Source organism: Citrobacter sp. 506 (assembly GCF_050434985.1).
Taxonomy (GTDB): Bacteria; Pseudomonadota; Gammaproteobacteria; order Enterobacterales; family Enterobacteriaceae; genus Citrobacter; species Citrobacter braakii.
Genome location: NZ_JBNDJN010000001.1, coordinates 1170301 through 1192708 on the forward strand (window position 1 = coordinate 1170301; position 22408 = coordinate 1192708).

25 protein-coding genes and 1 tRNA gene are annotated in these 22408 nt (G+C 50.1%); 10 read left to right on the plus strand and 16 right to left on the minus strand.

The window, feature by feature from the left end; translation table 11 throughout:
• Positions 1-166 precede the first annotated feature (166 nt).
• From ABIE10_RS05870 to ABIE10_RS05880, 3 genes are all read left to right on the plus strand, one after another.
• A complete protein-coding gene (locus ABIE10_RS05870; protein ID WP_047501080.1) occupies positions 167-1087 on the plus strand; it encodes a Kdo(2)-lipid IV(A) acyltransferase in 921 nt (306 codons plus the stop codon).
• A 155-nt stretch (positions 1088-1242) separates the two neighbouring features.
• Positions 1243-2463, plus strand: coding sequence for a multidrug efflux MFS transporter MdtG (mdtG, locus tag ABIE10_RS05875; protein ID WP_016156180.1), 1221 nt, complete (start codon positions 1243-1245; stop codon positions 2461-2463).
• 81 nt (positions 2464-2544) lie between these two features.
• Entirely contained in the window at positions 2545-2922 is a 378-nt protein-coding gene (locus tag ABIE10_RS05880) for a MysB family protein (RefSeq protein ID WP_016152610.1), read from the plus strand.
• Here ABIE10_RS05880 and ABIE10_RS05885 read toward each other — a convergent pair whose 3' ends face one another.
• The 3 genes from ABIE10_RS05885 to mdoG all read right to left on the minus strand — a co-directional run bounded on the left by ABIE10_RS05885 (position 2923) and on the right by mdoG (position 7282).
• On the minus strand, positions 2923-3150 hold the full coding sequence (locus tag ABIE10_RS05885; RefSeq protein ID WP_047502427.1) for a YceK/YidQ family lipoprotein: 228 nt from the start codon (positions 3148-3150) through the stop codon (positions 2923-2925).
• A 75-nt stretch (positions 3151-3225) separates the two neighbouring features.
• Positions 3226-5754, minus strand: a complete 2529-nt coding sequence (gene mdoH, locus ABIE10_RS05890; RefSeq protein ID WP_019076449.1) for a glucans biosynthesis glucosyltransferase MdoH — start codon at positions 5752-5754, stop codon at positions 3226-3228.
• A complete protein-coding gene (mdoG, locus tag ABIE10_RS05895) occupies positions 5747-7282 on the minus strand; it encodes a glucans biosynthesis protein MdoG (RefSeq protein WP_085951042.1) in 1536 nt (511 codons plus the stop codon). Before mdoG ends, mdoH begins: the two co-directional genes overlap by 8 nt.
• 271 nt (positions 7283-7553) lie before the next feature.
• Here mdoG and mdoC point away from each other — a divergent pair, with 271 nt between their 5' ends.
• Positions 7554-8714, plus strand: coding sequence for a glucans biosynthesis protein MdoC (gene mdoC / locus ABIE10_RS05900; protein WP_016152606.1), 1161 nt, complete (start codon positions 7554-7556; stop codon positions 8712-8714).
• A gap of 24 nt (positions 8715-8738) precedes the next feature.
• Here the strand turns inward: mdoC and ABIE10_RS05905 are convergent, their stop codons facing one another.
• The 6 genes from ABIE10_RS05905 to csgB all read right to left on the minus strand — a co-directional run bounded on the left by ABIE10_RS05905 (position 8739) and on the right by csgB (position 12615).
• Complete coding sequence (locus tag ABIE10_RS05905) at positions 8739-10178, minus strand: phospholipase D family protein (RefSeq protein ID WP_152903216.1); 1440 nt, start codon at positions 10176-10178, stop codon at positions 8739-8741.
• Positions 10162-10704, minus strand: a complete 543-nt coding sequence (gene ymdB / locus ABIE10_RS05910; protein ID WP_016156177.1) for an O-acetyl-ADP-ribose deacetylase — start codon at positions 10702-10704, stop codon at positions 10162-10164. Before ymdB ends, ABIE10_RS05905 begins: the two co-directional genes overlap by 17 nt.
• Before the next feature lie 100 nt (positions 10705-10804).
• The gene (locus ABIE10_RS05915; RefSeq protein ID WP_016152603.1) at positions 10805-11125 is read right to left on the minus strand and encodes a type 1 fimbrial protein; all 321 of its coding nucleotides are present in this window, start codon (positions 11123-11125) and stop codon (positions 10805-10807) included.
• A gap of 151 nt (positions 11126-11276) precedes the next feature.
• Complete coding sequence (gene csgC, locus ABIE10_RS05920; RefSeq protein WP_016152602.1) at positions 11277-11609, minus strand: curli assembly chaperone CsgC; 333 nt, start codon at positions 11607-11609, stop codon at positions 11277-11279.
• Between the two features lie 60 nt (positions 11610-11669).
• Positions 11670-12119, minus strand: a complete 450-nt coding sequence (gene csgA, locus ABIE10_RS05925) for a curli major subunit CsgA (protein ID WP_016156176.1) — start codon at positions 12117-12119, stop codon at positions 11670-11672.
• A 40-nt stretch (positions 12120-12159) separates the two neighbouring features.
• Positions 12160-12615, minus strand: a complete 456-nt coding sequence (csgB, locus tag ABIE10_RS05930) for a curli minor subunit CsgB (RefSeq protein WP_019076446.1) — start codon at positions 12613-12615, stop codon at positions 12160-12162.
• Positions 12616-13374: 759 nt separating this feature from the next.
• Here csgB and csgD point away from each other — a divergent pair.
• From csgD to csgG, 4 genes are read left to right on the plus strand one after another with little or no spacing between them, the layout of a single operon-like run.
• Positions 13375-14025 (plus strand): biofilm master transcriptional regulator CsgD, encoded by a 651-nt coding sequence (gene csgD / locus ABIE10_RS05935; RefSeq protein ID WP_003036091.1) that lies wholly within the window; start codon positions 13375-13377, stop codon positions 14023-14025.
• 4 nt (positions 14026-14029) lie between these two features.
• Positions 14030-14422 carry a curli production assembly/transport protein CsgE gene (gene csgE / locus ABIE10_RS05940; protein ID WP_016152600.1) on the plus strand — a complete coding sequence of 131 codons (393 nt, stop codon included), beginning with the start codon at positions 14030-14032 and terminating at the stop codon, positions 14420-14422.
• Positions 14423-14447: 25 nt separating this feature from the next.
• Positions 14448-14861, plus strand: a complete 414-nt coding sequence (gene csgF / locus ABIE10_RS05945) for a curli production assembly/transport protein CsgF (protein ID WP_016152599.1) — start codon at positions 14448-14450, stop codon at positions 14859-14861.
• 25 nt (positions 14862-14886) lie between these two features.
• Positions 14887-15720 (plus strand): curli production assembly/transport protein CsgG, encoded by an 834-nt coding sequence (csgG, locus tag ABIE10_RS05950; protein WP_016152598.1) that lies wholly within the window; start codon positions 14887-14889, stop codon positions 15718-15720.
• Between the two features lie 48 nt (positions 15721-15768).
• Here the strand turns inward: csgG and ABIE10_RS05955 are convergent, their stop codons facing one another.
• The 4 genes from ABIE10_RS05955 to ghrA form a co-directional block, all read right to left on the minus strand.
• Entirely contained in the window at positions 15769-16251 is a 483-nt protein-coding gene (locus tag ABIE10_RS05955; RefSeq protein ID WP_016156175.1) for a DUF1097 domain-containing protein, read from the minus strand.
• 101 nt (positions 16252-16352) lie between these two features.
• Complete coding sequence (locus tag ABIE10_RS05960; RefSeq protein WP_016152596.1) at positions 16353-16907, minus strand: TorD/DmsD family molecular chaperone; 555 nt, start codon at positions 16905-16907, stop codon at positions 16353-16355.
• A gap of 23 nt (positions 16908-16930) precedes the next feature.
• Positions 16931-17668, minus strand: a complete 738-nt coding sequence (locus ABIE10_RS05965; protein ID WP_016156173.1) for a phosphatase — start codon at positions 17666-17668, stop codon at positions 16931-16933.
• A gap of 86 nt (positions 17669-17754) precedes the next feature.
• The gene (gene ghrA, locus ABIE10_RS05970) at positions 17755-18693 is read right to left on the minus strand and encodes a glyoxylate/hydroxypyruvate reductase GhrA (RefSeq protein WP_141875058.1); all 939 of its coding nucleotides are present in this window, start codon (positions 18691-18693) and stop codon (positions 17755-17757) included.
• Positions 18694-18928: 235 nt separating this feature from the next.
• Here ghrA and ABIE10_RS05975 point away from each other — a divergent pair.
• Together ABIE10_RS05975 and ABIE10_RS05980 are read left to right on the plus strand one after the other, a co-directional pair.
• Positions 18929-19016, plus strand: a tRNA-Ser gene (locus tag ABIE10_RS05975).
• Positions 19017-19384: 368 nt separating this feature from the next.
• Complete coding sequence (locus ABIE10_RS05980) at positions 19385-19753, plus strand: hypothetical protein (protein WP_429155029.1); 369 nt, start codon at positions 19385-19387, stop codon at positions 19751-19753.
• Positions 19754-19810: 57 nt separating this feature from the next.
• Here the strand turns inward: ABIE10_RS05980 and phoH are convergent, their stop codons facing one another.
• From phoH to efeB, 3 genes are all read right to left on the minus strand, one after another.
• A complete protein-coding gene (gene phoH / locus ABIE10_RS05985) occupies positions 19811-20599 on the minus strand; it encodes a phosphate starvation-inducible protein PhoH (RefSeq protein WP_016152592.1) in 789 nt (262 codons plus the stop codon).
• Positions 20578-20874: a hypothetical protein gene (locus ABIE10_RS05990; protein WP_016152591.1), complete on the minus strand. Its 297-nt coding sequence runs from the start codon at positions 20872-20874 to the stop codon at positions 20578-20580. The genes phoH and ABIE10_RS05990 overlap by 22 nt, the downstream gene beginning before the upstream one ends.
• A 246-nt stretch (positions 20875-21120) precedes the next feature.
• On the minus strand, positions 21121-22404 hold the full coding sequence (gene efeB / locus ABIE10_RS05995; protein ID WP_429155032.1) for an iron uptake transporter deferrochelatase/peroxidase subunit: 1284 nt from the start codon (positions 22402-22404) through the stop codon (positions 21121-21123).
• Positions 22405-22408: the final 4 nt, after the last annotated feature.

Consider the following 22408-nt stretch of genomic DNA (forward strand, 5'->3'; position numbering starts at 1 on the left):
AAACACCGCCAATTTACATCCACACATTTTACGCTACATTTCTTACTCCAATATAAAAGTGCAACAACAATTGCTGGTTTAATCACCGTTCTCCCGTCACAAATTTTTGATATGCGCGAAAAAATGCGACAATACAGGCAATTGGTCGTTTGAAGACAGGATAGACATGACGAATTTACCCAAGTTTTCGGCTGCGTTACTGCATCCACGTTATTGGTTAACCTGGCTGGGCATTGGCATCCTTTGGTTAATCGTGCAGTTACCCTACCCGATTCTTTACAAGTTGGGCTGCGCATTAGGTCGTCTGGCATTACGTTTGATGAAACGTCGGGCAAAAATTGTTTCCCGTAATCTGGAACTGTGCTTCCCGCAAATGAGCGAGCAGGAACGCCAGCAGATGGTCGTCAAGAACTTTGAGTCCGTGGGCATGGGCGTGATGGAAACCGGAATGGCCTGGTTTTGGTCTGACAAGCGCATTTCACGCTGGACGGAAGTTATCGGGATGGAACATATCCGCGACGTTCAGGCGCAAAAGCGGGGAATTTTGTTAGTGGGTCTGCACTTTCTGACCCTTGAACTGGGTGCGCGTCAGTTTGGTTTGCAGGAGCCGGGGATAGGCGTATATCGCCCTAACGACAACCCACTGCTCGACTGGCTACAAACCTGGGGCCGTATGCGCTCTAATAAATCAATGCTCGATCGTAAAGACCTGAAAGGAATGATTAAAGCGTTGAAAAAAGGCGAAGTGGTCTGGTATGCGCCGGATCATGACTACGGTCCCCGCGCCAGCGTATTTGTCCCGCTTTTTGCTGTTGAACAGGCCGCAACAACCTCCGGGACCTGGATGCTTTCACGCATGTCGAATGCCTGCCTGGTACCGTTTGTTCCTCGCCGCAAGCCAGACGGTAAAGGTTATCAATTGATTATGCTGCCTCCGGAGTGTTCACCGCCGTTAGACAACGCGGAGACTACGGCTGCGTGGATGAATAAGATCGTTGAGCAATGCATCATGATGGCCCCGGAGCAATACATGTGGCTACACCGTCGTTTCAAGACGCGCCCCGAAGGTTCACCTTCCCTGTACTAAAGCACGGTTGCAGTCCTGTGGACTGCAACACCTCCCCCGCCCGCTTTAGGTTTAACTGCTATCCGCATTGCAGCAACTATCAACCAGGCGCATAATTAGCCTGCTTTCTTATATTCAATCGATAGCGCAAACAGCGCGCCACACTGCGGAACGCTATGTCACCCTCAGATGCTCCCATAAACTGGAAACGTAACCTCACCGTTGCCTGGTTGGGTTGTTTTTTAACCGGTGCAGCATTTAGCCTGGTTATGCCCTTTTTGCCCCTCTATGTCGAGAGCCTCGGCGTCACGGGTCATAGCGCCCTGAATATGTGGTCAGGTCTGGTCTTCAGCATCACTTTTCTCTTTTCCGCCATCGCCTCTCCTTTCTGGGGTGGCCTTGCCGATCGCAAAGGGCGAAAAATCATGCTGCTGCGTTCCGCATTGGGTATGGCGATTGTGATGCTGCTGATGGGGCTGGCGCAAAATATCTGGCAGTTCCTGGTCCTGCGTGCCCTGTTGGGTCTGCTCGGCGGTTTCATTCCCAACGCAAATGCACTCATCGCCACCCAGGTTCCGCGCAATAAAAGCGGCTGGGCGCTGGGAACGCTTTCCACCGGCGGCGTCAGCGGCGCACTGCTCGGACCGTTGGCAGGCGGGCTGCTCGCGGATCAGTACGGACTACGCCCGGTATTTTTCATCACCGCCAGCGTACTGCTGCTCTGTTTTATCCTGACGCTATTTTTTATTCGCGAACGTTTCCAACCGGTGAGCAAGAAAGAGATGCTGCACATTCGCGAAGTCGTGGCCTCGTTAAAAAATCCCAAACTGGTGCTGAGCCTGTTTGTCACAACGCTGATAATCCAGGTGGCAACCGGGTCCATCGCGCCAATTCTGACGCTGTACGTTCGAGAGCTGGCTGGCAACGTCAGTAACATCGCCTTTATCAGCGGGATGATTGCTTCCGTACCGGGCGTGGCTGCGTTAATTAGCGCCCCGCGGCTCGGCAAATTAGGTGACCGAATTGGCCCGGAGAAGATCCTGATTGTTGCTCTGGTCATCTCCGTGCTGCTGCTTATTCCAATGTCGTTTGTACAATCGCCCTGGCAACTTGCCGTTCTGCGCTTTTTATTGGGGGCCGCTGACGGCGCTCTGCTCCCGGCAGTACAAACGCTGCTGGTCTATAACTCAACCAATCAGATCGCCGGGCGTATTTTCAGTTATAACCAGTCATTTCGCGATATCGGTAACGTTACGGGACCGTTAATGGGGGCGGCAATATCCGCCAACTACGGTTTTCGCGCCGTCTTCTGCGTGACCGCGGGCGTCGTACTGTTTAACGCTTTCTACTCGTGGAATAGTCTGCGCCGTCGCCGGAACACTGAGGCCACGGGATGATTTTTGTGCATTCATACTTGCAATATCGGAGAATCAACTATTATTTCCCTGAATACTTCATTAAATCAAAGGGAGACTCTGATGACCATGTATGCCACGCTGGAAGAAGCCATTGATGCCGCTCGTGAAGAATTTCTGGCTGATAACCCTGACCTTGAGCCCGACGAAGCCAGCGTTCAACAGCTAAGCGTACAAAAATACGTGCTACAGGATGGTGACATTATGTGGCAGGCGGAATTCTTTGCTGACGAGGATGAGGGAGAGGGTGAATGCCTGCCAATGCTGAGTGGTGAAGCGGCCCAAAGCGTTTTTGATGGCGACTATGATGAAATTGAAATCCGTCAGGAGTGGCAGGAAGAAAACACGCTTCACGAATGGGATGAAGGTGAATTCCAGCTGGAACCTCCCCTGGATACCGAAGAGGGTCAGACCGCGGCCGATGAATGGGATGAGCGATAGCTACTCGTAAGGTCCGTGGTGAATGTCGAGCGGGAGCAGCAAGGTATCAAACACCAGCGAAAATGGCAGGTCGAGGATGGTGACGTAGCGCCACGCGGAGTCCCGGACATCCCATTGCACACCAGGATAGTATTGGTTTCCGTGCCCTTGCCCTGGGATAGTTCGGCTAATAATACTGCCGCATCCGCTCAGGAAGCACACCATGATTGCCACTGCCAATATTCGCACCTGATACCTCACGGCTCTTTTATTTAGTATAAAAAAATACCGGCACCAGGCCGGTATTTTCACGTTACATAACGCTTACTTTTTCCTGAGCGCCAGCGGATTCAGGGTCAGTCCCTGGTAGTAATTCACCCACGAAGAATACTTATCAGGTGAATTCCAGACGCGATAGTGCAAACGCGCCATCGTCACCGGATCGCTCAACAGCACCAGACGGCGGTCACGGTTTAGTTTCTCCGGCGTTTCGTTCAGCGCCTGCTCCACATGGCGGTCACGGGCAATCTCAAGCACGTTACTCGCGCGGTGACGTGCAGTCGCCATTGCCGTTGCCAGTGCGTTAAATGACGGGTTAAACACCGCATGCATAAAGCCGTCGTCCAGTGTACGATTGCGGTTCATCACCAGGTAGGTATCCGTATCCACCAGCACCTGCGGCGGAGAATACTCTTCCGGGATCAGGAACAGCTTCCAGCGCTTGGTACGTAACCCAACCGTGGAACGGCTGGAAATCACAGAAACAAACGGCGACAGGATCAGCGAGAAGACAATCGGCGCCAGCCAGAACAGGAAACGCAGATCCAGCCAGGCCATACCTACCGCCCACACCAGCCCCAGCAGTAACTGAGAACCGTGACGCATAAATGCTTCACCCCACGGGGTGGAATCGTCATCACGCTGCGGTGAATTCCACACCACTTCCCAACCGAGGAAGGCGCTCACGACGAAGACGGTATGGAACAGCATACGCACCGGCGCCAGCAGCACGGAGAACAGAACCTCCAGCAGCAGCGACAGCGTGACGCGGATAAACCCGCCGTACTCTTTCGTCCCTTTACACCAGATGAGCAAAATACTCAGCAGCTTCGGCAGGAACAGCAGCACCATCGTAGAAGCAAACAGCGCGATCGCCAGTTCAGGACGCCACTGCGGCCATACCGGGAACAGCTGGCGCGGTTGCAGGAAGTACTGTGGTTCCGTCAACGCATGCACCACCTGCAATGCGGTCGATAACGCGAGGAACATAAACCACAGCGGCGCGGACAGATAGGACATAACGCCGGTCAGGAATACCGCACGGTGAACCGGGTGCATCCCCTTCACCAGGAACAGACGGAAGTTCATCAGGTTGCCATGACACCAGCGACGGTCACGCTTGAGTTCATCCAGCAGGTTCGGCGGTAGCTCTTCATAAGAGCCCGGCAGATCGTAAGCAATCCACACGCCCCAGCCGGCACGACGCATCAACGCCGCTTCGACGAAGTCATGGGAGAGGATCGAACCCGCAAACGAGCCTTCGCCCGGTAACGGCGCAAGCGCACAGTGTTCGATAAACGGCTTCACGCGAATAATCGCGTTATGGCCCCAGTAGTGCGATTCCCCCAATTGCCAGAAGTGAAGTCCAGCGGTAAACAACGGACCATAAACACGGGTCGCAAACTGCTGACAGCGCGCATACAGTGTATCCATACCGGAAGCCTTCGGTGAAGACTGGATAATCCCGGCATTTGGATTCGCTTCCATCAGGCGCACCAGCCCGCTCAGACAGTCACCGCTCATCACGGAGTCAGCGTCCAGCACCACCATGTAGCTGTACTGATTTCCCCAGCGACGGCAGAAGTCATCAATGTTACCGCTTTTACGCTTCACGCGACGACGACGACGACGGTAGAAAATCTGCCCTTCGCCTTGCACTTCGGCAATCAGCTCCATCCACGCTTTTTGTTCTGCTACGCAGATATCGGGGTTGTAGCTGTCGCTCAGGATGTAAACATCAAAATGCTCGGCGTTGCCCGTCGCTTTGACCGACTCCCACGTGGCGCGAAGTCCCGCGAATACGCGGTCAACGTCCTCGTTACAGATCGGCATAATCAACGCGGTCCGGTGCTCGGGATTTAACGGCTCGTCCCCAACCGTTGAGGCGGAGATACTGTACTTATCTCGCCCAATCAACAGTTGCAGGAAGCCCATCAGCGCGGTCCAGAATCCTGCTGAAACCCAACAGAAAAGCACGGCAAACAAAATGAGAATGCCGGTCTGGAGCATGTAGGGCAGCAGTTGCATAAAGGAGACCCATAAATCCTGCCCCATCATGTCAACAGGATTAATGAATGCCCAACCCTGATACGGAAGGATCGTCTTCATATACCAGGTTGCGACGACCGTTTGCGCCAGCGTTAAGATTAACAACGTATAGCGGCGGATGGTGCCAACCGTACGCCATTTTTGCTCGCTCTCCTGTTCTTCTTTCGTCAAACGCGAAAGATAACGCGGAGTCACATCGCGCCCGCGCAGGCGATCCCAAAAGCGGCCAACCGGGTTGGTACGCCAGGGATCGGGGAACATAGAGGTACGCGTTGCTTTTGGCATCGCCTGCAGCTGATCGCGCCCCTCATCGTCCTTAACCAACTGCTCTTTGGCCAGAGAATCCGGCCACGCCTGCTCCAGGCGAGCTTTCACCGAACCCTGCGGTGAATCATCTTCGCGCGAGTACGTACGATGCTCGGCATCCAGCGCCTGATGAACGGCGCGGATGTCAGTTTTCGGCAGTGCCGCTTTTTCGATATCCGAAAGCGGCATTGCGTCAATATACTCAGTTGTCTTATTCATTGGCAGGTAACTGGTAGCTCCAGGTTTCACTCAGCGTCTGATCGGCATTGACCAAGGCAGCACGCATTTCAGTGGTTTTCTTCACGTCTTTCACTTTCACGCGCAATACCAAACGCCAACCTTTAGTTACCGGGTTGTAGCGCACAGTACTTTCAACGATCTCGCCGTTGTCGCCAATACTGGTTTGTGCGGTAACCGGGGTATCCTGCGGCAGCTTTTTCATATCCGTGCCGGTAAAGTCCACCACAAACGCGATGGTGCCATCAGGCTGACGAATGAGGTTAGACTGTTTTACATCACCGGTAGAACGACGAGTCTGCTGGACCCAGGCGCTATCAGGGGCATGAAGCTTGTCTTCGTCACGCGTGAACGTCAGGGTGTACTTGAAGTTCATCTCTTTACCAGCTTCAGGCAGTTGATCCGGCGTCCAGTACGCAACGATGTTATCGTTCGTTTCATCGTTAGTTGGGATTTCAACTAACTCAATCTTACCTTTACCCCAATCACCTTTTGGCGTGATCCAGGCGCTTGGGCGCAGATCGTAACGATCGTCGATATCTTCAAAACGCGAGAACTGACGGCCACGCTGCAGCAGGCCGAAACCTTGCGGGTTTTCCATCGCAAAGCTGCTCACCGCCAGATGTTTCGGGTTATTCAGCGGACGCCAAATCCACTCGCCGTTGCCAGCGTGGATCGACAAACCGTTAGAGTCATGCAGTTCCGGACGATAGTTGGTCGCCGGAGAAGGCTGGTTTGGTCCGTACAGGAACATACTGGTTAACGGTGCCACGCCCAGCTTGCCCACTTTGTCGCGCAGATAAACTTTGGACTGAACATCGACTACCGTGTCACGACCCGGAATGATGACAAAGCGATACGCTCCGGTTGCGCGCGGAGAATCCAGCAAGGCATAAATGGTCAAACGTTTGTCAGTCGGTTTCGGACGCTCGATCCAAAACTCACGGAAGCGGGGAAATTCTTCGCCAGAAGGCAGAGCGGTATCAATCGCGAGACCGCGCGCAGACAGACCGTAGACCTGCCCTGCCCCCAGAACACGGAAATAGCTGGCACCGAGCATGCTGACGATTTCGTCGTTTTTATCTTTGCTGTTGATCGGATACAGCACTTTGAACCCGGCGAAACCGAGATCTTTTACCGTGTCTTTATCATGCTGAACATCGCCAAAATTAAAATAATCCGGGCTGTATTTGATTCTTTTCACCGCTGTAGCGGTAACTTCGTTGATTTTGACCGGCGTGTCGAAGTACATACCCTGGTGGTAGAACTCGAGCTTAAATGGGGTCTTGAGATTACTCCAGTAGGCTTTATCGCGGTTAAACTGGATCTGCTGATAATCCGCATATTTCATGTCGCGGAAAACGGAGGGCAAGTTACTTTTTGGCGCCTCATAGCCTTTACCGGCTAAGGATTGAGCTTGTTTTGCAACATCATCGATGCTGAACGCCCAGCTCGATGATGTGTACAGCGTTAACATAACTGCTGCACCCAACCAACGCATTTTCATCATTTGTAGTTTATGTTTCATAATTAGTAAGCACTTCCCCCTTTGTGTGCTTATATTGATCCGATCCATTTTAATGGATAATCGGGTATTCCGACAACTGAATCCCTGTATTGTTCGCGCGCTGGCTCATGGTTTAATCAGGTTCAACTACCTGTTTTCACTTTGCGTGCTTATCCTGGAGACAGGTTGTTGGACTTCGTGTAGGGTTGCCCTCGAATGTAACCATTATTCGTCTTAGGGATAAGACGAAAAGTCTGAGAATACATAACTGTCTATGAGCTCTGTATCACCACCACGCGAATATTTTCTTGACTCCATCCGTGCCTGGCTAATGTTGTTAGGGATCCCATTCCATATTTCATTGATTTACTCGACCCACACCTGGCACGTGAACAGCGCGGAACCGTCGTGGTGGTTGACCCTGTTTAACGACTTTATCCATGCTTTTCGCATGCAAGTCTTCTTTGTCATTTCGGGTTATTTTTCCTACATGCTATTTTTGCGCTATCCACTAAAGCGCTGGTGGAAGGTGCGTGTAGAACGCGTGGGGATCCCGATGCTGACCGCGATTCCATTACTTACGCTGCCGCAATTTATCATGCTGCAATACGTAAAGGGAAAAGCAGACAGTTGGCATACTCTCAGCGGCTACGATAAATACAATGCACTGGCCTGGGAGCTGATTTCCCATCTGTGGTTTTTACTGGTTCTGGTCGTATTAACGACCGTGAGCATGTGGGTGTTCACCCAGATGAAAAACAGACTGACGCGTAGTGACGCCGCCAGCGCCCCGGCGGTGTCGATGACTAAATTATCGCTGATCTTCATCTTGTTAGGTGTCGGTTACGCTGCCGTCAGAAGGACAATTTTCATCCTCTACCCTTCGATTCTCAGCGATGGCATGTTCAATTTTATCGTTATGCAAACGCTGTTCTATGCGCCGTTCTTTATCCTCGGCGCACTGGCGTTTATCAACCCGAATCTGAAAGCGCTGTTTACCACACCGTCACGCGGTTGCACGCTCGGTGCTGCATTCGCATTTGTGGCATACCTACTCAATCAGCGTTATGGCAACGGCGATGCCTGGATGTATGAAACAGAATATGTCATTACCATGGTCATGGGACTGTGGATGGTGAACGTCGTCTTTTCGTTGGGTCACCGTTTGCTTAATTTCCAGTCTGCCCGCGTGACCTATTTTGTCAACGCGTCGCTGTTTATCTATCTGGTGCACCACCCGTTAACGCTGTTTTTTGGCGCTTACATCACACCGCATATCACGTCGAATCTGCTGGGTTTTCTCTGCGGTCTGCTGTTTGTGGTTGGGATTGCGGTAATACTGTACGAAATCCATTTACGCATACCGGTGCTGAAGTTTCTCTTTTCGGGTAAACCGCCCGTTAAGCAGGATAAAAACAAGGCCGTAGCCGGCTAGTTTTTCCCTCAATCATTGTGTGGTTCAAAGCAGCCATTCAATGGGTAACACGGACGCCAGCTTTACCAGAACCCGCTTCCAGAATCCTGTGGCGGGTTCTTTTTTCAGGACCTGTTCACTGCCAGAAAGTCGGTCGACCCAATTAATTCTCCCCCAACGGTCAAGGCGTAGCTGCCAGGCCATATCACGCTGGCTTTGCATAAACCGTTTATGAATCAATTCGGCCAGCACTTCACTCTCAATCACAAATCCCATTTCCGTATTGAGCAGCGTCGAACGAGGATCAAAATTAAGCGAGCCGATAAACACTTTGCGATCATCAATACTGAACGTTTTCGCATGCAGGCTGGACCCTGAATTACCGGTTAATCCACGATCGTGAACGACCGAGACGCGATCGCGGGTCGGTTTAAGTTCGTATAATTCTACACCGTAGCGCAGCAGTTTTTTTCGCCAGCGCGCATAGCCCGCATGGACGATCGCCACATCATTCGCCGCCAGTGAATTGGTTAAAATGGCAATCTTGACGCCTTTTCTTACCAGTCTCAGGAGCTGCGCCACACCGGCACGCGTCGGCACAAAGTAGGCAGAAATAATATCAATACGTTCGGTCGGCGAGCCCATTACGTCAAACAAACGCTGCGGTAATAGCGAGTGGCGCGGCGCTTTCCCTTCTCCTTTTGCAGGATCATCGCTCAGCAAACGCGTTTTGGCCCAAATCAGCGGCAGCGACCTTTGATCGAGACTGGACATAAACTGGCTGGTTTCCAGCTTATGCAGATAGCGGCGGGTAATATCATCGTTATACCAGGATTCTGGTAGCTCAATACGCTGCACAGAATCTGGCTCAGACATCTCAAGCACATTTTGTAACGTTGAAACCGAGCGGCAGTGCCAGTAACGCTCAAAATCATCTGCCACATCTTTGACAACCGGCCCGATAGCCATGACGTCCAGGTCGGAAAATAGCGGTTGCTCACCCGCGCCAAAATAGGCATCGCCAATATTACGCCCACCAACGAGAGTCACCACGCCGTCAGCGGTATAACTTTTATTGTGCATGCGCCGATTAAGCCGGGCAAAATCGGTTAAATAGCCCAGCGCGCGCAGGATGCGAAAGGAAAACGGATTGAAGAGGCGAACTTCTATATTGGGGTGCTTATCCAGCAGACGCAGCGTGTCGTCCAGACCCGGCGTGTTGTTATCATCCAGCAGCAAACGCACCCGTACGCCTCGCTTCGCTGCGGCCAGCAGTACGGAAAATAGCAATAACCCGGACATGTCGTTTTCCCAGATGTAATACTGCACATCCAGGGTACGTTCCGCCATTTCCGTTAACCGATAGCGAGCAGCAAACGCATCCAGGCTGTCATCCAACGCAAGAATGCCGCATTCTCCCGGGTGGTCTTCGCAAAGGGGCGTGATGGCACGCTCAAGTCGCGTCATATCAGTCCGTGTGATCATCACCTTGTTGTGTTAGCAATCTCTTATAAAGTTGAGCGTTTTCGTCATCAAAGCACACGAAGTATATCTGATCAGGAAGTGCGCGGCGGGTAATAAATTTCAGCACCGTTTTCACCGCTATTTCTGCCGCTGCGGCGCGTGGATAGCCATAAGCCCCGGTGCTAATCGCCGGAAAAGCAATGGAGTGATAACCATTGGCCAGGGCCAGTTGCAGGGTGTTTAAGTAAGCTTCTTCGAGGCGTTCGGCCTCATGATGACCTCCCCCTTGCCAGACGGGTCCTACGGTATGAATGACCGCTTTTGCCGCAAGCGCCCCCGCCAGAGTGATAACCGCATGCCCTGTCGGGCATTCTCCTTGTTGCTGGATAACCTGTTTGCAGGCCTCCAGCAATGCTGGTCCGGCAGCGCGATGGATTGCGCCATCGACGCCACCGCCTCCCAGTAGCGATGAATTCGCCGCATTGACAATCACATCAACAGCGACAGTCGTAATATCGCCATGTAACACATGAACACGTGATTGCATAAGTTCCCCCTGACAAAACACCATTCGTTAAGTGTACAGCAGGGTTTTCCCTTAAATCTCTCTTTTTAACCGTAAGTGTGCATATCTACGCCACAGCGAGTCATTTATATTCAATATTAAGAATCGCCATGTTTTTCTGTTCATTGAGGTAGTGCATTTTGACTGTGGCAATTTCCTGCACATTCTGAGGGGCTGTCGCGAGCTGTTGCGGGTTGTAAAGACTATTCTGGTTGGTGCCGTTGCGGATACATGACAATTCAATTTGCTGCTGCTGTCTGTTAACGTCGCAAGGTGATTCAACTATCGCTCCGCGAAAATGAATAACCCCGCCGGTTGTGATTTGCTGCGCAATTGCAGGGAGGGTTAAAAGAGAAAAAGCACATAAACTGGTACTTAAAATACGCTTTAATAATGTACACATAAGGGTTCCTCAATGATTAGCCATCTTTGAGGGATCGAAATGATCCTTCACCGCTACGATTAACGATCAAATACAAACGCTCACACGCTTCTATATTCATAGAACAGCAGCGCATTCCCAGCCACACCCTTAATGCAAATACAGCAAAAAATTATGGGTGACTGTTTGAGTCAGGCCATTGTTGCGACAGATGCAGAGACTGCCCATCTGAAACGGTAACGATAATTTTGACCGAGTCCTCAGATGAAATATTAAAGCTCAGTTTGGTTAATTCAATCGGTCGATTAGCAGGGACCGAAAGGCTTATTTTCTGCTGCGACTGGCTTTGTCCCCCCTGCCCTTTACGTATGGCAAGGACTTGTACCTCACATACGCACGGTTGGGTTAACGTCACCTGAGGAATAATGGTGTACATATCACCTTGCTGAGTAGTATTGAATGTTATTTGATTTGCCAGCGCGGCAATGAGTAATAGCGTATGCATCATATTCTCCCGAAAAAAAAACAGGGCTCACGCCCTGTTTATTATCAGTCAGAAACTGAATTAGTGTTGGTTAGCTGTAGCGTTGTTGCCAAAGCCAACTTGCTGAATCAGCACATTGGAGTCAGAAGCGGTCTGATTAACCAACGCACCGTTACGGCCACCGAACTGGGTTACACTAATATCAGCATTTTTAGCATTCCACTGATCGATAGTGGCATTGTTCTGGAAGCCAGTCTGTTTCAGGCTAATGGTACTGTCATCAGCGCCCTGACCAACTACAGCCCCGTTACCACGCCCCTGTTGTGTGATAGTGACATCTGATTTACGCGCATCACTTTGCAGAGCATTCGCAGCGTTGTTTGACCCATATTGGTAGATACTCAGTGAAGAGTCTGGGCCATAATTACTACCGCCACCATGATGATTGCCGCCCCATTGCGGAACAACACCAGCCAGAGCACTGCCAGAAACTACGATTGCTGCGAATGCTGCCACTTTTAAAAGTTTCATGGTAAACCCCCATCGGATTGATTTAATCGTCGTTAATGGATTAGCGTTGAGTAACGCGAATTGCCATTTGCGACTGTCTCTGCACCACAACTGCTGTTTTTTGTGTACCGTACTGAGTAATATTGGCTTTATTACCAGAACCTTTCTGGATAATTACCGCCGTATTACCGTATGAACCTTGTTTAATACTCGCGTCATTGGAACTACCCGTTTGATCAATATATGCAAAGTTATATGATCCCGTCTGGTCTGTTTTCGCTCGGTTACCAGAACCTTCTTGCGAAATAACCGACAATAACTTCGAGCCCCCCTGTCGAGTATTTGCACTGTTCGCAGTGCCAACCTGACCAATAATGGCTGCCTGATTAAATGAAGACTTACTTAATTCATTTACCGCAAAGTTATATTCTGAGTTAGCTAAATCATAACTTGTAGCGGATGCAATCCCAGGCACACCCAGCATTGTAAACATCATAAATAACAACTTGTTTTTCATGTTGTCACCCTGGACCTGGTCGTACATAAGGTTAAATTATTTACCACTCAAATTATTGTTAACGTGACTTACATTTGTTAACGCCACGTTACGATGAAGAGTATGTCCGTTGAAACATTTTAAATAACTCACCCACCAGTTGTATTTTTATATCCAGATTCACCCCAAAGTACTAATTAACCGCAATTAACACCGTTATAGCTCTGGATTTTATTTCTTTTGTAACCCAATGACTGAATTTCTATGCAGTAACAAAAAAACGCGTTTCCCGCGTTTTCTGGGCCTTGCAGACGGTAGTGGGATTGTCCTCGGTACAAGTCGTGACAAGTGTCATTTTTTTCTATCTAAAATTGTTCAACTTAAAGTGAGACCATAAAATCAAAATTCATTAGAAATCTAAAACCATCTAATTATAATTTTATCCCTTAAAATTCAACAAGATATTATAATTTGTATGATTTTTTAAATCTATGCAATAACGCTAAAATGTACAACTTTACTATCAAATCTAAACTCCACAAAAACGCAAAAATCACATTTTAATATATAAATTTACATTATGTAACATGTTTAACACTTGCTTTAAGATTTGTAATAGCTAGATTGAAATCAGTTGAAGTCCATTTGTTTTAATATTTTCACCCCGTTGGGTCGAAGTTTTATTTCTACACAGCAGTGCAACATCTGTCAGTACTTCTGGTGCCTCTATTTTAGTAGAGGCAACTGTCAGGTGTGCGACTAAAAAAGTGGAGTTTCATCATGTTTAATGAAGTCCATAGTATTCATGGTCATACATTATTGTTGATCACTAAACCATCCCTGCAGGCAACTGCGTTATTACAGCATTTAAAGCAATCGCTGGCGTTAACCGGAAAACTACATAATATTCAACGTTCTCTGGATGATATATCCTCCAGCTGCATTGTTTTACTGGATATGATGGAGGCAGATAAAAAACTGATCCATTACTGGCAAGATAATTTGAGCAGAAAAAACAACAATATAAAAACTTTATTGTTGAATACCCCAGATGATTATCCTTACCGGGATATTGAAAACTGGCCGCATATCAATGGCGTATTTTACGCAACTGAAGATGAGCAGCGTGTAGTCAGCGGTTTGCAGGGTGTGTTGCGGGGCGAATGTTACTTTTCGCAAAAGCTCGCCAGCTACCTGATCACGCATTCCGGGAACTACCGCTATAACAGCACGGAGTCGGCATTACTTACGCACCGTGAAAAAGAGATCCTTAATAAACTGCGTATCGGCGCCTCAAATATTGAAATCGCGCGTTCACTATTTATTAGTGAAAATACGGTGAAAACACATCTTTATAATCTTTTCAAAAAGATAGCTGTCAAAAATCGTACGCAGGCGGTCTCGTGGGCCAATGATAACCTCAGGCGATAAAGCCATGAAACGCTATTTGACCTGGATTGTGGCAGCAAATTTGTTCCTTGCTGCCGGGAATCTACACGCGGCTGTAGAGGTGGAGGTTCCCGGACTGTTAACTGACCACACTGTCTCTTCCATTGGCCATGATTTTTACCGGGCCTTTAGTGACAAGTGGGAAAGTAAGTACACAGGAAACTTAACCATTAATGAAAGACCCAGTGCACGTTGGGGAAGTTGGATCACCATAACGGTCAATCAGGACGTTATCTTCCAGACTTTTTTATTCCCGACGAAAAGAGACTTCGACAAAATTGTGGTCTTTGCATTGGCAGAAACAGAGGAAGCATTAAATCGTCGGCAAATAGATCAAACACTATTAAGCACGAGCGATTTAGCGCGCGATGAATTCTAAAACATGATTTTGTCCGGAGGCTTTCATGCGTGTCAAACATGCAGTGGTTTTGCTCATGCTGATTTCACCATTAAGTTGGGCCGGAAATATGACGTTCCAGTTCCGCAATCCTAACTTTGGTGGTAACCCAAATAACGGCTCTTTTTTACTGAACAGCGCCCAGGCGCAAAACTCGTATAAAGATCCGAGTGCCGGCGACTACGGGATTGAAACCCCAACAGCGCTGGATAACTTTACCCAGGCGATCCAATCACAAATACTCGGTGGCTTACTTACCAATATCAATACCGGTAAGCCGGGAAGGATGGTAACCAGCGATTTTATCGTTGATATCGCCAACCGGGATGGACAACTGCAACTGAATGTCACGGACAGGAAAACGGGGAGAACGTCGACTATTGAAGTGTCGGGTTTACAAAATCAGTCGACCGATTTCTAAATTATAGCCACGAAAGGAAAAAATCATGCAGCGCTTACTTATCATGGTGGCAGTAATTTTACTCAGCGGATGTTTAACAGCCCCGCCGCAAGAAGCCGCTAAGCCGACATTAATGCCCCGAGCCCAAAGCTATAAAGACTTGACGCACCTGCCCATGCCTACAGGTAAGATATTTGTCTCGGTATACAATATTCAGGATGAGACTGGCCAGTTTAAACCTTATCCGGCAAGTAACTTCTCAACCGCCGTCCCGCAAAGCGCCACGGCGATGCTTGTCACCGCATTGAAGGATTCTCGTTGGTTCGTTCCGCTGGAACGTCAGGGATTGCAGAACTTGCTTAACGAACGAAAAATCATTCGTGCAGCTCAGGAAAACGGCACAGTTGCCATTAATAACCGGATCCCTCTGCAGTCTCTGACCGCGGCAAACATCATGGTAGAAGGATCAATTATTGGTTATGAAAGCAACGTTAAATCGGGTGGCGTTGGTGCGCGCTATTTCGGTATTGGCGCCGATACGCAGTACCAGCTCGACCAGATAGCGGTCAACCTGCGTGTGGTTAACGTTAGTACTGGTGAAATCCTCTCATCGGTGAATACCAGCAAAACTATCTTGTCTTATGAAGTGCAGGCTGGGGTATTCCGCTTCATTGACTACCAGCGACTGTTGGAAGGTGAAATTGGCTACACCTCTAACGAACCGGTTATGCTTTGTCTGATGTCAGCAATTGAAACCGGTGTTATCTTCCTGATTAATGACGGGATTGATCGCGGATTGTGGGATTTGCAGGATAAGAAACAAGTTGATAATGACATCCTGGTTAAATACCGCCATTTGTCGGTACCTCCGGAATCCTGAGTGGTCTGATACAGCATAAAAAGCGTGAGGAAAACCCTCACGCTTTTTTTATTTACTGGTCAGCGTCGACGATAGCCGATTCTCACGACGAGATGCCAGCCACAATCCGCTGTTTTTCATCGCATAGCCGAATACCAGCCCCAGCGCCAGAGAAGGCACGACCAACTGCCAGTCACCCTGCCCTGCAAACGTTGCGCATGCGCCAATAAAGGTGCCCGGCACAAATGAAAGCAACCATTGCTTTGCCTGAATACACATGAGAAACGCGACAATTCCCGTCATGACATAACCAATAATGTCCATATGCGGGGCAAGCGCGCTACCGTTAATAATCACCAACGCCCACACCACACCGCTTAGCAGCGTACACGCCGAGATCCACAACCCTTTCAGCCCACCCTGCGGACAGGCAAAATAGGCCGTGCAGCCCAGAAAGCCAGCCCAACTGAGTAAACCAAGAGATACGGCCACCCATCCCCAAATCCCAGAGAGAATGCCCGTTGTGATTGCAATTGAGAGAAGTATGTTCATGCCGCGTATCTTAGCAGAAAAACGGCATGGGAATGAGATCGTGCACACAATTCATGCAATGATGTAAATTGAGTTGCAGTTTAATGAGACCTAAATCACATTTATTCTTCAGTATCTTCCTGCAATTCGTCCCACATCGCGCCAATGGCATCACGCGTTAACGGTGCCATGGTACGCCAGAACTGTGTGTTTGCGTGCGCTTCAACTTTGCCAAGGAACGTGCCGCACCAGGGCAACAGGTATTCCACAAACAAGGTTTCGAGTGCTTCACTTTCATCTTCCGCAGACTGGTCTTCAAGCCATGAAGCCGCCAGCAACAGCGTGCCAATATGATCTGCAGGCGTATCTGCCAGCGGCATTCCGCGGGCAGAAAGAAAAGCACGAACATCGGATTCTTTCGCCCCTTCTACCCAGGCGCTACGATAAGGCGGCACCGCACACTCGTCGCCGACAAACAGCGCGTTGTAATCCGCAGCCAACTGAGGCATATCGCAGCTTTTCTGCAGACGAGTGAGCAGTTCGTCCTGTTCCAGCGGCCAATTGGCGGACAGTTTACCTTCACTAATCAGGGTAAACAGAGGAACCAGTAAAGGGTCTTGCGGTTGGCGGTAAAACAGCGAGCCCAGTACACGACACAGGATAGAAAACTCGTTCATTGATATATTCCAGTTAGTAACAATTACAGTTCAGCAAATTCCGCGATCGGCTCCATGCCTCGCGATTCCAGAAACGCCAGCAGGCGTTTAGGGGTGACGTTTAAAATTCTGTCTTCCGGGAAATTTACATCATCCAGAATTTTACGGCATTCACCAAATTCACCCAGTGTGAAAGCGGTATGTGAATCCGACCCTAACGCCACCCAGCCTCCGGCATCACGCACCGCCGCAGCGACCGCGCGACAATTGTCCTCACTCCCCTTACGCGAATGCAAAAACGAGGAGTTATTGATTTCCAGCGCGACCTGGTATTTTGCCGCCGCCTGCGCAATCGCTGTGATATCAACGGGATATTTGGGATTCCCCGGATGGCTGATGATGTGCACGTGACCACTGGCCATCGTGGCTATCATTGCCTGGGTATTGGTGTCTTTATCGTGAGGTGCAAAAACCGGCTCATGGAAGCCCGCAATGATGAGATCCAGGGAGGTAAACATCGGACCTGAACAGTCGATTTCGCCTTCAATATTCTTAATATTCGCCTCGATACCGCGCAGGATCCCTACGCCATCGACGATACGAGGCCAAATGCGCATATTAATAAAGTGCCAGTGATGAGGCGCATCCGCCATGTCCGGTCCATGATCGGTTATGGCAAACAGCTTGATGCCTTTGCGATGGGCTTCGGCGATGTAATCACTTAAGGTGCTGTAGGCGTGGGTACTGGCGACGGTATGCATATGCAGGTCAACGGGATACATAACTCTCTCCTGTAGTCATTTTCCGTCAAGGATAGCAGGTATCGTCGCCATTTATTAGCTGAAACCCGGCACTTGCCGGGTTACCATCAATATCCCCGAACGCGATCGACCTGACCCGTTACGGATTTCCCACTTTCCAGGTCCAAAATCGTACGGGAGATGTAGTCCACCGCCTCTGCCGGGCGTGTTACCGCGGCGATATGCGGCGTCATTGCCACACGCGGATGTTTCCATAGCGAGCTGGTTTCCGGCAGCGGTTCACGGCTATAGACATCCAGCATGGCACCTTTTACTTTGCCGCTGTCCAGCGATGCCAGAAGATCGTCTTCATTGAGATGAACGCCGCGCGCCAGGTTCAGCACGTAAGCGCCATCCTGCAATTGGCTGAGTAAATCAGCGTTAATAATGCCTACGGTTTCTGCCGTATTAGGCAGGAGGTTGATCAGCACGCGAGTTTGACTCAAAAACGCGCCCAGTTCCTCGGTACCGGCGAAGCTTTCCACACCAGACCAGGATTTACGCGTACGACTCCAGCAGCGTAGCGGGAACCCCCATGCTTGCAGACTTTCTGCAACTTTTGCGCCTAAAACACCAGCGCCCATGATCCCGACGCTAAACTCATCGCGGGTATATTCTGGCAACGGTTGCCATTTCGCCTGGTTTTTTAATGCCTGGTAGTCATCAAAGCGACGGAACCAGTGCAATACCTGACTAACCGCATATTCCTGCATTTGCAGGCCCATCCCCGTATCTTCCAGACGGAAAAGCGGGATCGACGCATCCAACATTTCCGGATGAGCGTTTAGTTTACTGAGAATAGAATCGACGCCCGCACCCAGCGCAAATACGGCTTTTAATTTTCGTCCGGCGAGCATTTCAACCGGAGGATGCCAGACCAGCGCGTAGTCAGCATGCGCATTATCACCTGCCTTCCACTCACGGACCCGCGCGCCAGGTATGGCCTTTGTCAGCGCATTAAGCCACCAGGTTGTATCGAATGTTGGGTGATAGAAAATTATATCCATAGCGTCTCCTGAACATTGTTATGCGGAACGTACTCGCACTTATAATCATCATTTTTCGAGGGAACATCAGAGTAGCAAATTTTAGGGTGCTGGCAAAAAAAACAATTCCCGCTTATTTAAGCTGCATATTGATTGAAGTTTGTGTAAATGCACGTTTTTTTCAAAAAGTTGATTGACGCCGGAGCGGTATTTCCCTAAATTAGCGCCCGTTCCGGTAGCACAGGAACAACAATATGGTGAGGTGTCCGAGTGGCTGAAGGAGCACGCCTGGAAAGTGTGTATACGGCAACGTATCGGGGGTTCGAATCCCCCCCTCACCGCCATATTCGAGAAAGAGCTCGTACGCAAGTACGGGCTTTTTTTTCGCATGTTGCACGCCTGCGGGGGGATGAGAAGCCCCGACCGGGGGTCGACAACTGGCGCAGCCAGTTGGACAGACTGAGAGTGCAGCGAACAGGCTGCCCGAAGGGCGAGCGAAGCGAGTCAATCCCCCCCTCACCGCCATATTCGAGAAAGAGCTCGTACGCAAGTACGGGCTTTTTTTTCGCATGTGACCCGTCCTGAATAGCGTTAACCTGTAGGTCTGATAAGCAACGTGCTATCAGGCATCATCCCCCGCCCCGTTGCACATTATCTAAACCACTCTTATGCTGTAACTACCGCTTTCTCAAGCAATCAGGAAAATAACGGCATGTTAAACATAGAAGGAACTTTGCTTGATGAGATCATGTCGCAGGCAGACGAAGCAGGATTTATTCCTTTAAAGGTTTTCTCGCGAAAAATCCTCAAACGTACACCGAATGAAATAAATACGTTTTTCGATCCTGACAGCCGATTCTACGAAGAGTATCAGCGAACGGTTATTTGCAACGTCAGGCATAACGTCACCATTAAAAAAACCTACACCAGCAATGGGATCTTACGAAAAGAAACTACGGAAGGTGGGATTTATAAGGATGACCTACTGACCTTTCTGGTACAAGCGCTAAAGAAAATAGACGAAAATAACCAGCTGTTTGACCAGGCCTGCGCCAACTACTGGAGCAGCAAAAGAAAGTAATCTGCTGACGTCAAATAACAAAGCCCGGTTTCCCGGGCCTTGAAGACGGAGTACTTATCAGTTGTAAGCATTGAGCGTCCGCTGACAGAGTGCCGAACGGACGCAATCGTCTTTATTGAAACGAACAATCCCAACCATATCATCTTCTTCGAAACGGGCCAGCGCATCGCTTAGCCCTGAGCGAACGTGGGCGGGTAGATCGCACTGGGTCACATCCCCGTTCACAATCACCGTCACATTCTCCCCGAGGCGAGTCAAAAACATCTTCATCTGCGCTGCAGTAACATTCTGAGCCTCGTCAAGAATGACCACTGCATTTTCAAATGTGCGTCCACGCATATAGGCGAATGGCGCGATTTCCACCTTACCAATCTCAGGCCGCAGGCAATATTGCATGAAGGAGGCCCCCAGACGTTTCACCAGCACGTCATACACTGGACGAAAATAAGGCGCAAACTTCTCGGAAACATCTCCAGGTAAGAAGCCGAGGTCTTCATCAGCTTGCAGAACTGGACGGGTTACAATGATCCTGTCCACGTCTTTGTGGATCAGGGCCTCTGCTGCTTTTGCCGCGCTGATCCAGGTTTTACCACACCCGGCTTCACCGGTAGCGAAGATCAGCTGTTTACTCTCGATAGCATTCAGGTACTGGGCCTGAGCTTCATTCCGCGCCGTGATTGGCGTGGCGTCGCGACTATCACGCGCCATACCAATCGCTTCTACGCCGCCCATCTGCACAAGCGAGGTGACCGATTCATCTTCACGTTGTTTATGGCTACGCGAATCCCGCCTCAGCACACGTTTTGCTTCACGACGAGCTTTGATCACTGCTTTTTGTCTTCCCATGGATAGCACCTTGAGTTGTAGGTATACATCACACGCGCCGTTGGCGGCACGATTATGCGCACGAACATCTGAGGGTTGGCTTCCTTGTAAGCCATTGCTTGCTTTCGGATAAGACGCCACACACGGCTACGCGCACCGTACAAGGTGTCAGTTACGAAGATAAGAAGTGAAAGGGAGAGAGATTTAGCGGTGACGAGGTGGCTACCGGAAGAGAAACGTCCGCGTAACGTACTGCAGCTACTGTGAAAAATGTGTCCAATACAGGACTTTTCCATCGCGATCTCCATAGTGAACGACTATCACCGCCGGGAACTACCGCTGTTTCTTATAATTACATCATAATCTTTCGTTAATGCAACAATATTTTTACTTGTCGTTAACTTAAATTCTATCTAATCACCAAAGACAGTCTCTTGCAGAGAGATGACAGAATTATTTCAGTCTCGTACCGATCATAAAAAATAATTTGTTCATTCATACAGATGTCAGGAAAAGCCCCGCTGTACAACGGGGCGTAATCATCAGGCTTCGAGCAGAGACTGTCCCAGATATTGATCTGCGGTTTTGACACCCGGCAAAGCAAAGAAGTAGCCCCCACCAATTGGTTTGACATACTCTTCCAGCGCTTCACCGTTGAGGCGTTTCTGCACAGTCAAAAAGCCTTTTTCCAAATCGTGTTGATAGCAGACAAACAACAGTCCCATATCCAGTTGACCGGATGGGGTCACACCGAGCGAATAGCTGTAGCCACGGCGCATCATCAGGCTGGACTCAGTCTCTTTCGTGCGCGGATTCGCCAGGCGGATATGACTGTCGAGCGCAATCACCTCACCCTCGGGATCGCTGGCATAGTCAGGCACATCATGCTCGTGCTGCATACCCAGCGGCGCGCCGGTGTGTTTATTTCGACCAAATATCGTTTGCTGCTCTTTCAGCGGCGTACGATCCCAGAACTCGACGCGAAACTGAATGAGCCTGACGGCCTGATAGCTACCACCTTGCGCCCAGACAGGTTCGCCCTGCCCGTGCGTAACCCACACCACGTCCTGCATCAACTTCGTATCCGTCGCGTCCGGATTCGCGGTGCCGTCCTTAAAGCCAAGCAAGTTGACCGGGGTCTCTTTGCCTTTGCTGCGCGCGGCATGGTCGGAAATAAACCCTTCACGTTTCCAGCGCACGCTAAGGAGATCGGGCGTATGTTTAATGATATCGCGCAGTGCATGGATAACGGTGTCCTGCGTGTTGGCACAAATCTGCAGCAGCAAATCACCATGGCACAGCGCCGCATCCAGCGAATCATTCGGGAAGCGGGTCATTTTTTGCAGCTTTTTCGGCATCTGCGATTTCAGGCCATAACGTTCATCAAATAGCGAGGCGCCGACTGACAACGTCATCGTCAGGTTATCTGGCGCAATGTATGCGCCGAGGATACCGGAATCCATAGGGGGCAAACGCGGATTCGGCGTATCCGGCGCCGGCCCGCCCGTGGTCAGAAACGCAAATCGGGCGGTCAGCAAGCGGAACAAGCGTTCCAGATCAGCCTTATCGCTGGCGAGAACATCGAACGCCACCAGCATCATCGATGCCTGCTGTGGCGTCAGGATCCCTGCCTGATGCTGACCATAAAACGGCTGCGCTTCACTACGCGCATCGGGGGACAGCGTTCCCGGCGCACTTTGTGGTTTTTGCGCGTGGGCAACCGGACATCCACCCGCCAGCGCCAGCGCCCCACCCAGGGCGCCCATCCCTTTCAGTAAACGTCGGCGTGAAGGTTCGCTCACGCCGTTTTCATTATCTTGCTGCATTTTG

Bases quoted from the DNA above. Each gene is read 5' to 3' on its own strand.
- csgD (WP_003036091.1), top strand. From the start codon at position 13,375: ATGTTTAATGAAGTCCATAGTATTCATGGTCATACATTATTGTTGATC.
- csgA (WP_016156176.1), bottom strand. From the start codon at position 12,119: ATGAAACTTTTAAAAGTGGCAGCATTCGCAGCAATCGTAGTTTCTGGC.
- ABIE10_RS05955 (WP_016156175.1), bottom strand. From the start codon at position 16,251: ATGAACATACTTCTCTCAATTGCAATCACAACGGGCATTCTCTCTGGG.
- ABIE10_RS05905 (WP_152903216.1), bottom strand. From the start codon at position 10,178: ATGATCACACGGACTGATATGACGCGACTTGAGCGTGCCATCACGCCC.
- ABIE10_RS05980 (WP_429155029.1), top strand. From the start codon at position 19,385: ATGTTAAACATAGAAGGAACTTTGCTTGATGAGATCATGTCGCAGGCA.
- csgE (WP_016152600.1), top strand. From the start codon at position 14,030: ATGAAACGCTATTTGACCTGGATTGTGGCAGCAAATTTGTTCCTTGCT.
- ghrA (WP_141875058.1), bottom strand. From the start codon at position 18,693: ATGGATATAATTTTCTATCACCCAACATTCGATACAACCTGGTGGCTT.
- mdoG (WP_085951042.1), bottom strand. From the start codon at position 7,282: ATGATGAAAATGCGTTGGTTGGGTGCAGCAGTTATGTTAACGCTGTAC.
- phoH (WP_016152592.1), bottom strand. From the start codon at position 20,599: ATGGGAAGACAAAAAGCAGTGATCAAAGCTCGTCGTGAAGCAAAACGT.
- mdtG (WP_016156180.1), top strand. From the start codon at position 1,243: ATGTCACCCTCAGATGCTCCCATAAACTGGAAACGTAACCTCACCGTT.
- ABIE10_RS05965 (WP_016156173.1), bottom strand. From the start codon at position 17,668: ATGTATCCCGTTGACCTGCATATGCATACCGTCGCCAGTACCCACGCC.
- ABIE10_RS05960 (WP_016152596.1), bottom strand. From the start codon at position 16,907: ATGAACGAGTTTTCTATCCTGTGTCGTGTACTGGGCTCGCTGTTTTAC.
- ABIE10_RS05870 (WP_047501080.1), top strand. From the start codon at position 167: ATGACGAATTTACCCAAGTTTTCGGCTGCGTTACTGCATCCACGTTAT.
- csgG (WP_016152598.1), top strand. From the start codon at position 14,887: ATGCAGCGCTTACTTATCATGGTGGCAGTAATTTTACTCAGCGGATGT.
- csgF (WP_016152599.1), top strand. From the start codon at position 14,448: ATGCGTGTCAAACATGCAGTGGTTTTGCTCATGCTGATTTCACCATTA.
- mdoC (WP_016152606.1), top strand. From the start codon at position 7,554: ATGAGCTCTGTATCACCACCACGCGAATATTTTCTTGACTCCATCCGT.
- ABIE10_RS05915 (WP_016152603.1), bottom strand. From the start codon at position 11,125: ATGTGTACATTATTAAAGCGTATTTTAAGTACCAGTTTATGTGCTTTT.
- csgC (WP_016152602.1), bottom strand. From the start codon at position 11,609: ATGCATACGCTATTACTCATTGCCGCGCTGGCAAATCAAATAACATTC.
- ABIE10_RS05880 (WP_016152610.1), top strand. From the start codon at position 2,545: ATGACCATGTATGCCACGCTGGAAGAAGCCATTGATGCCGCTCGTGAA.
- ABIE10_RS05990 (WP_016152591.1), bottom strand. From the start codon at position 20,874: ATGGAAAAGTCCTGTATTGGACACATTTTTCACAGTAGCTGCAGTACG.
- csgB (WP_019076446.1), bottom strand. From the start codon at position 12,615: ATGAAAAACAAGTTGTTATTTATGATGTTTACAATGCTGGGTGTGCCT.
- ymdB (WP_016156177.1), bottom strand. From the start codon at position 10,704: ATGCAATCACGTGTTCATGTGTTACATGGCGATATTACGACTGTCGCT.
- mdoH (WP_019076449.1), bottom strand. From the start codon at position 5,754: ATGAATAAGACAACTGAGTATATTGACGCAATGCCGCTTTCGGATATC.
- efeB (WP_429155032.1), bottom strand. From the start codon at position 22,404: ATGCAGCAAGATAATGAAAACGGCGTGAGCGAACCTTCACGCCGACGT.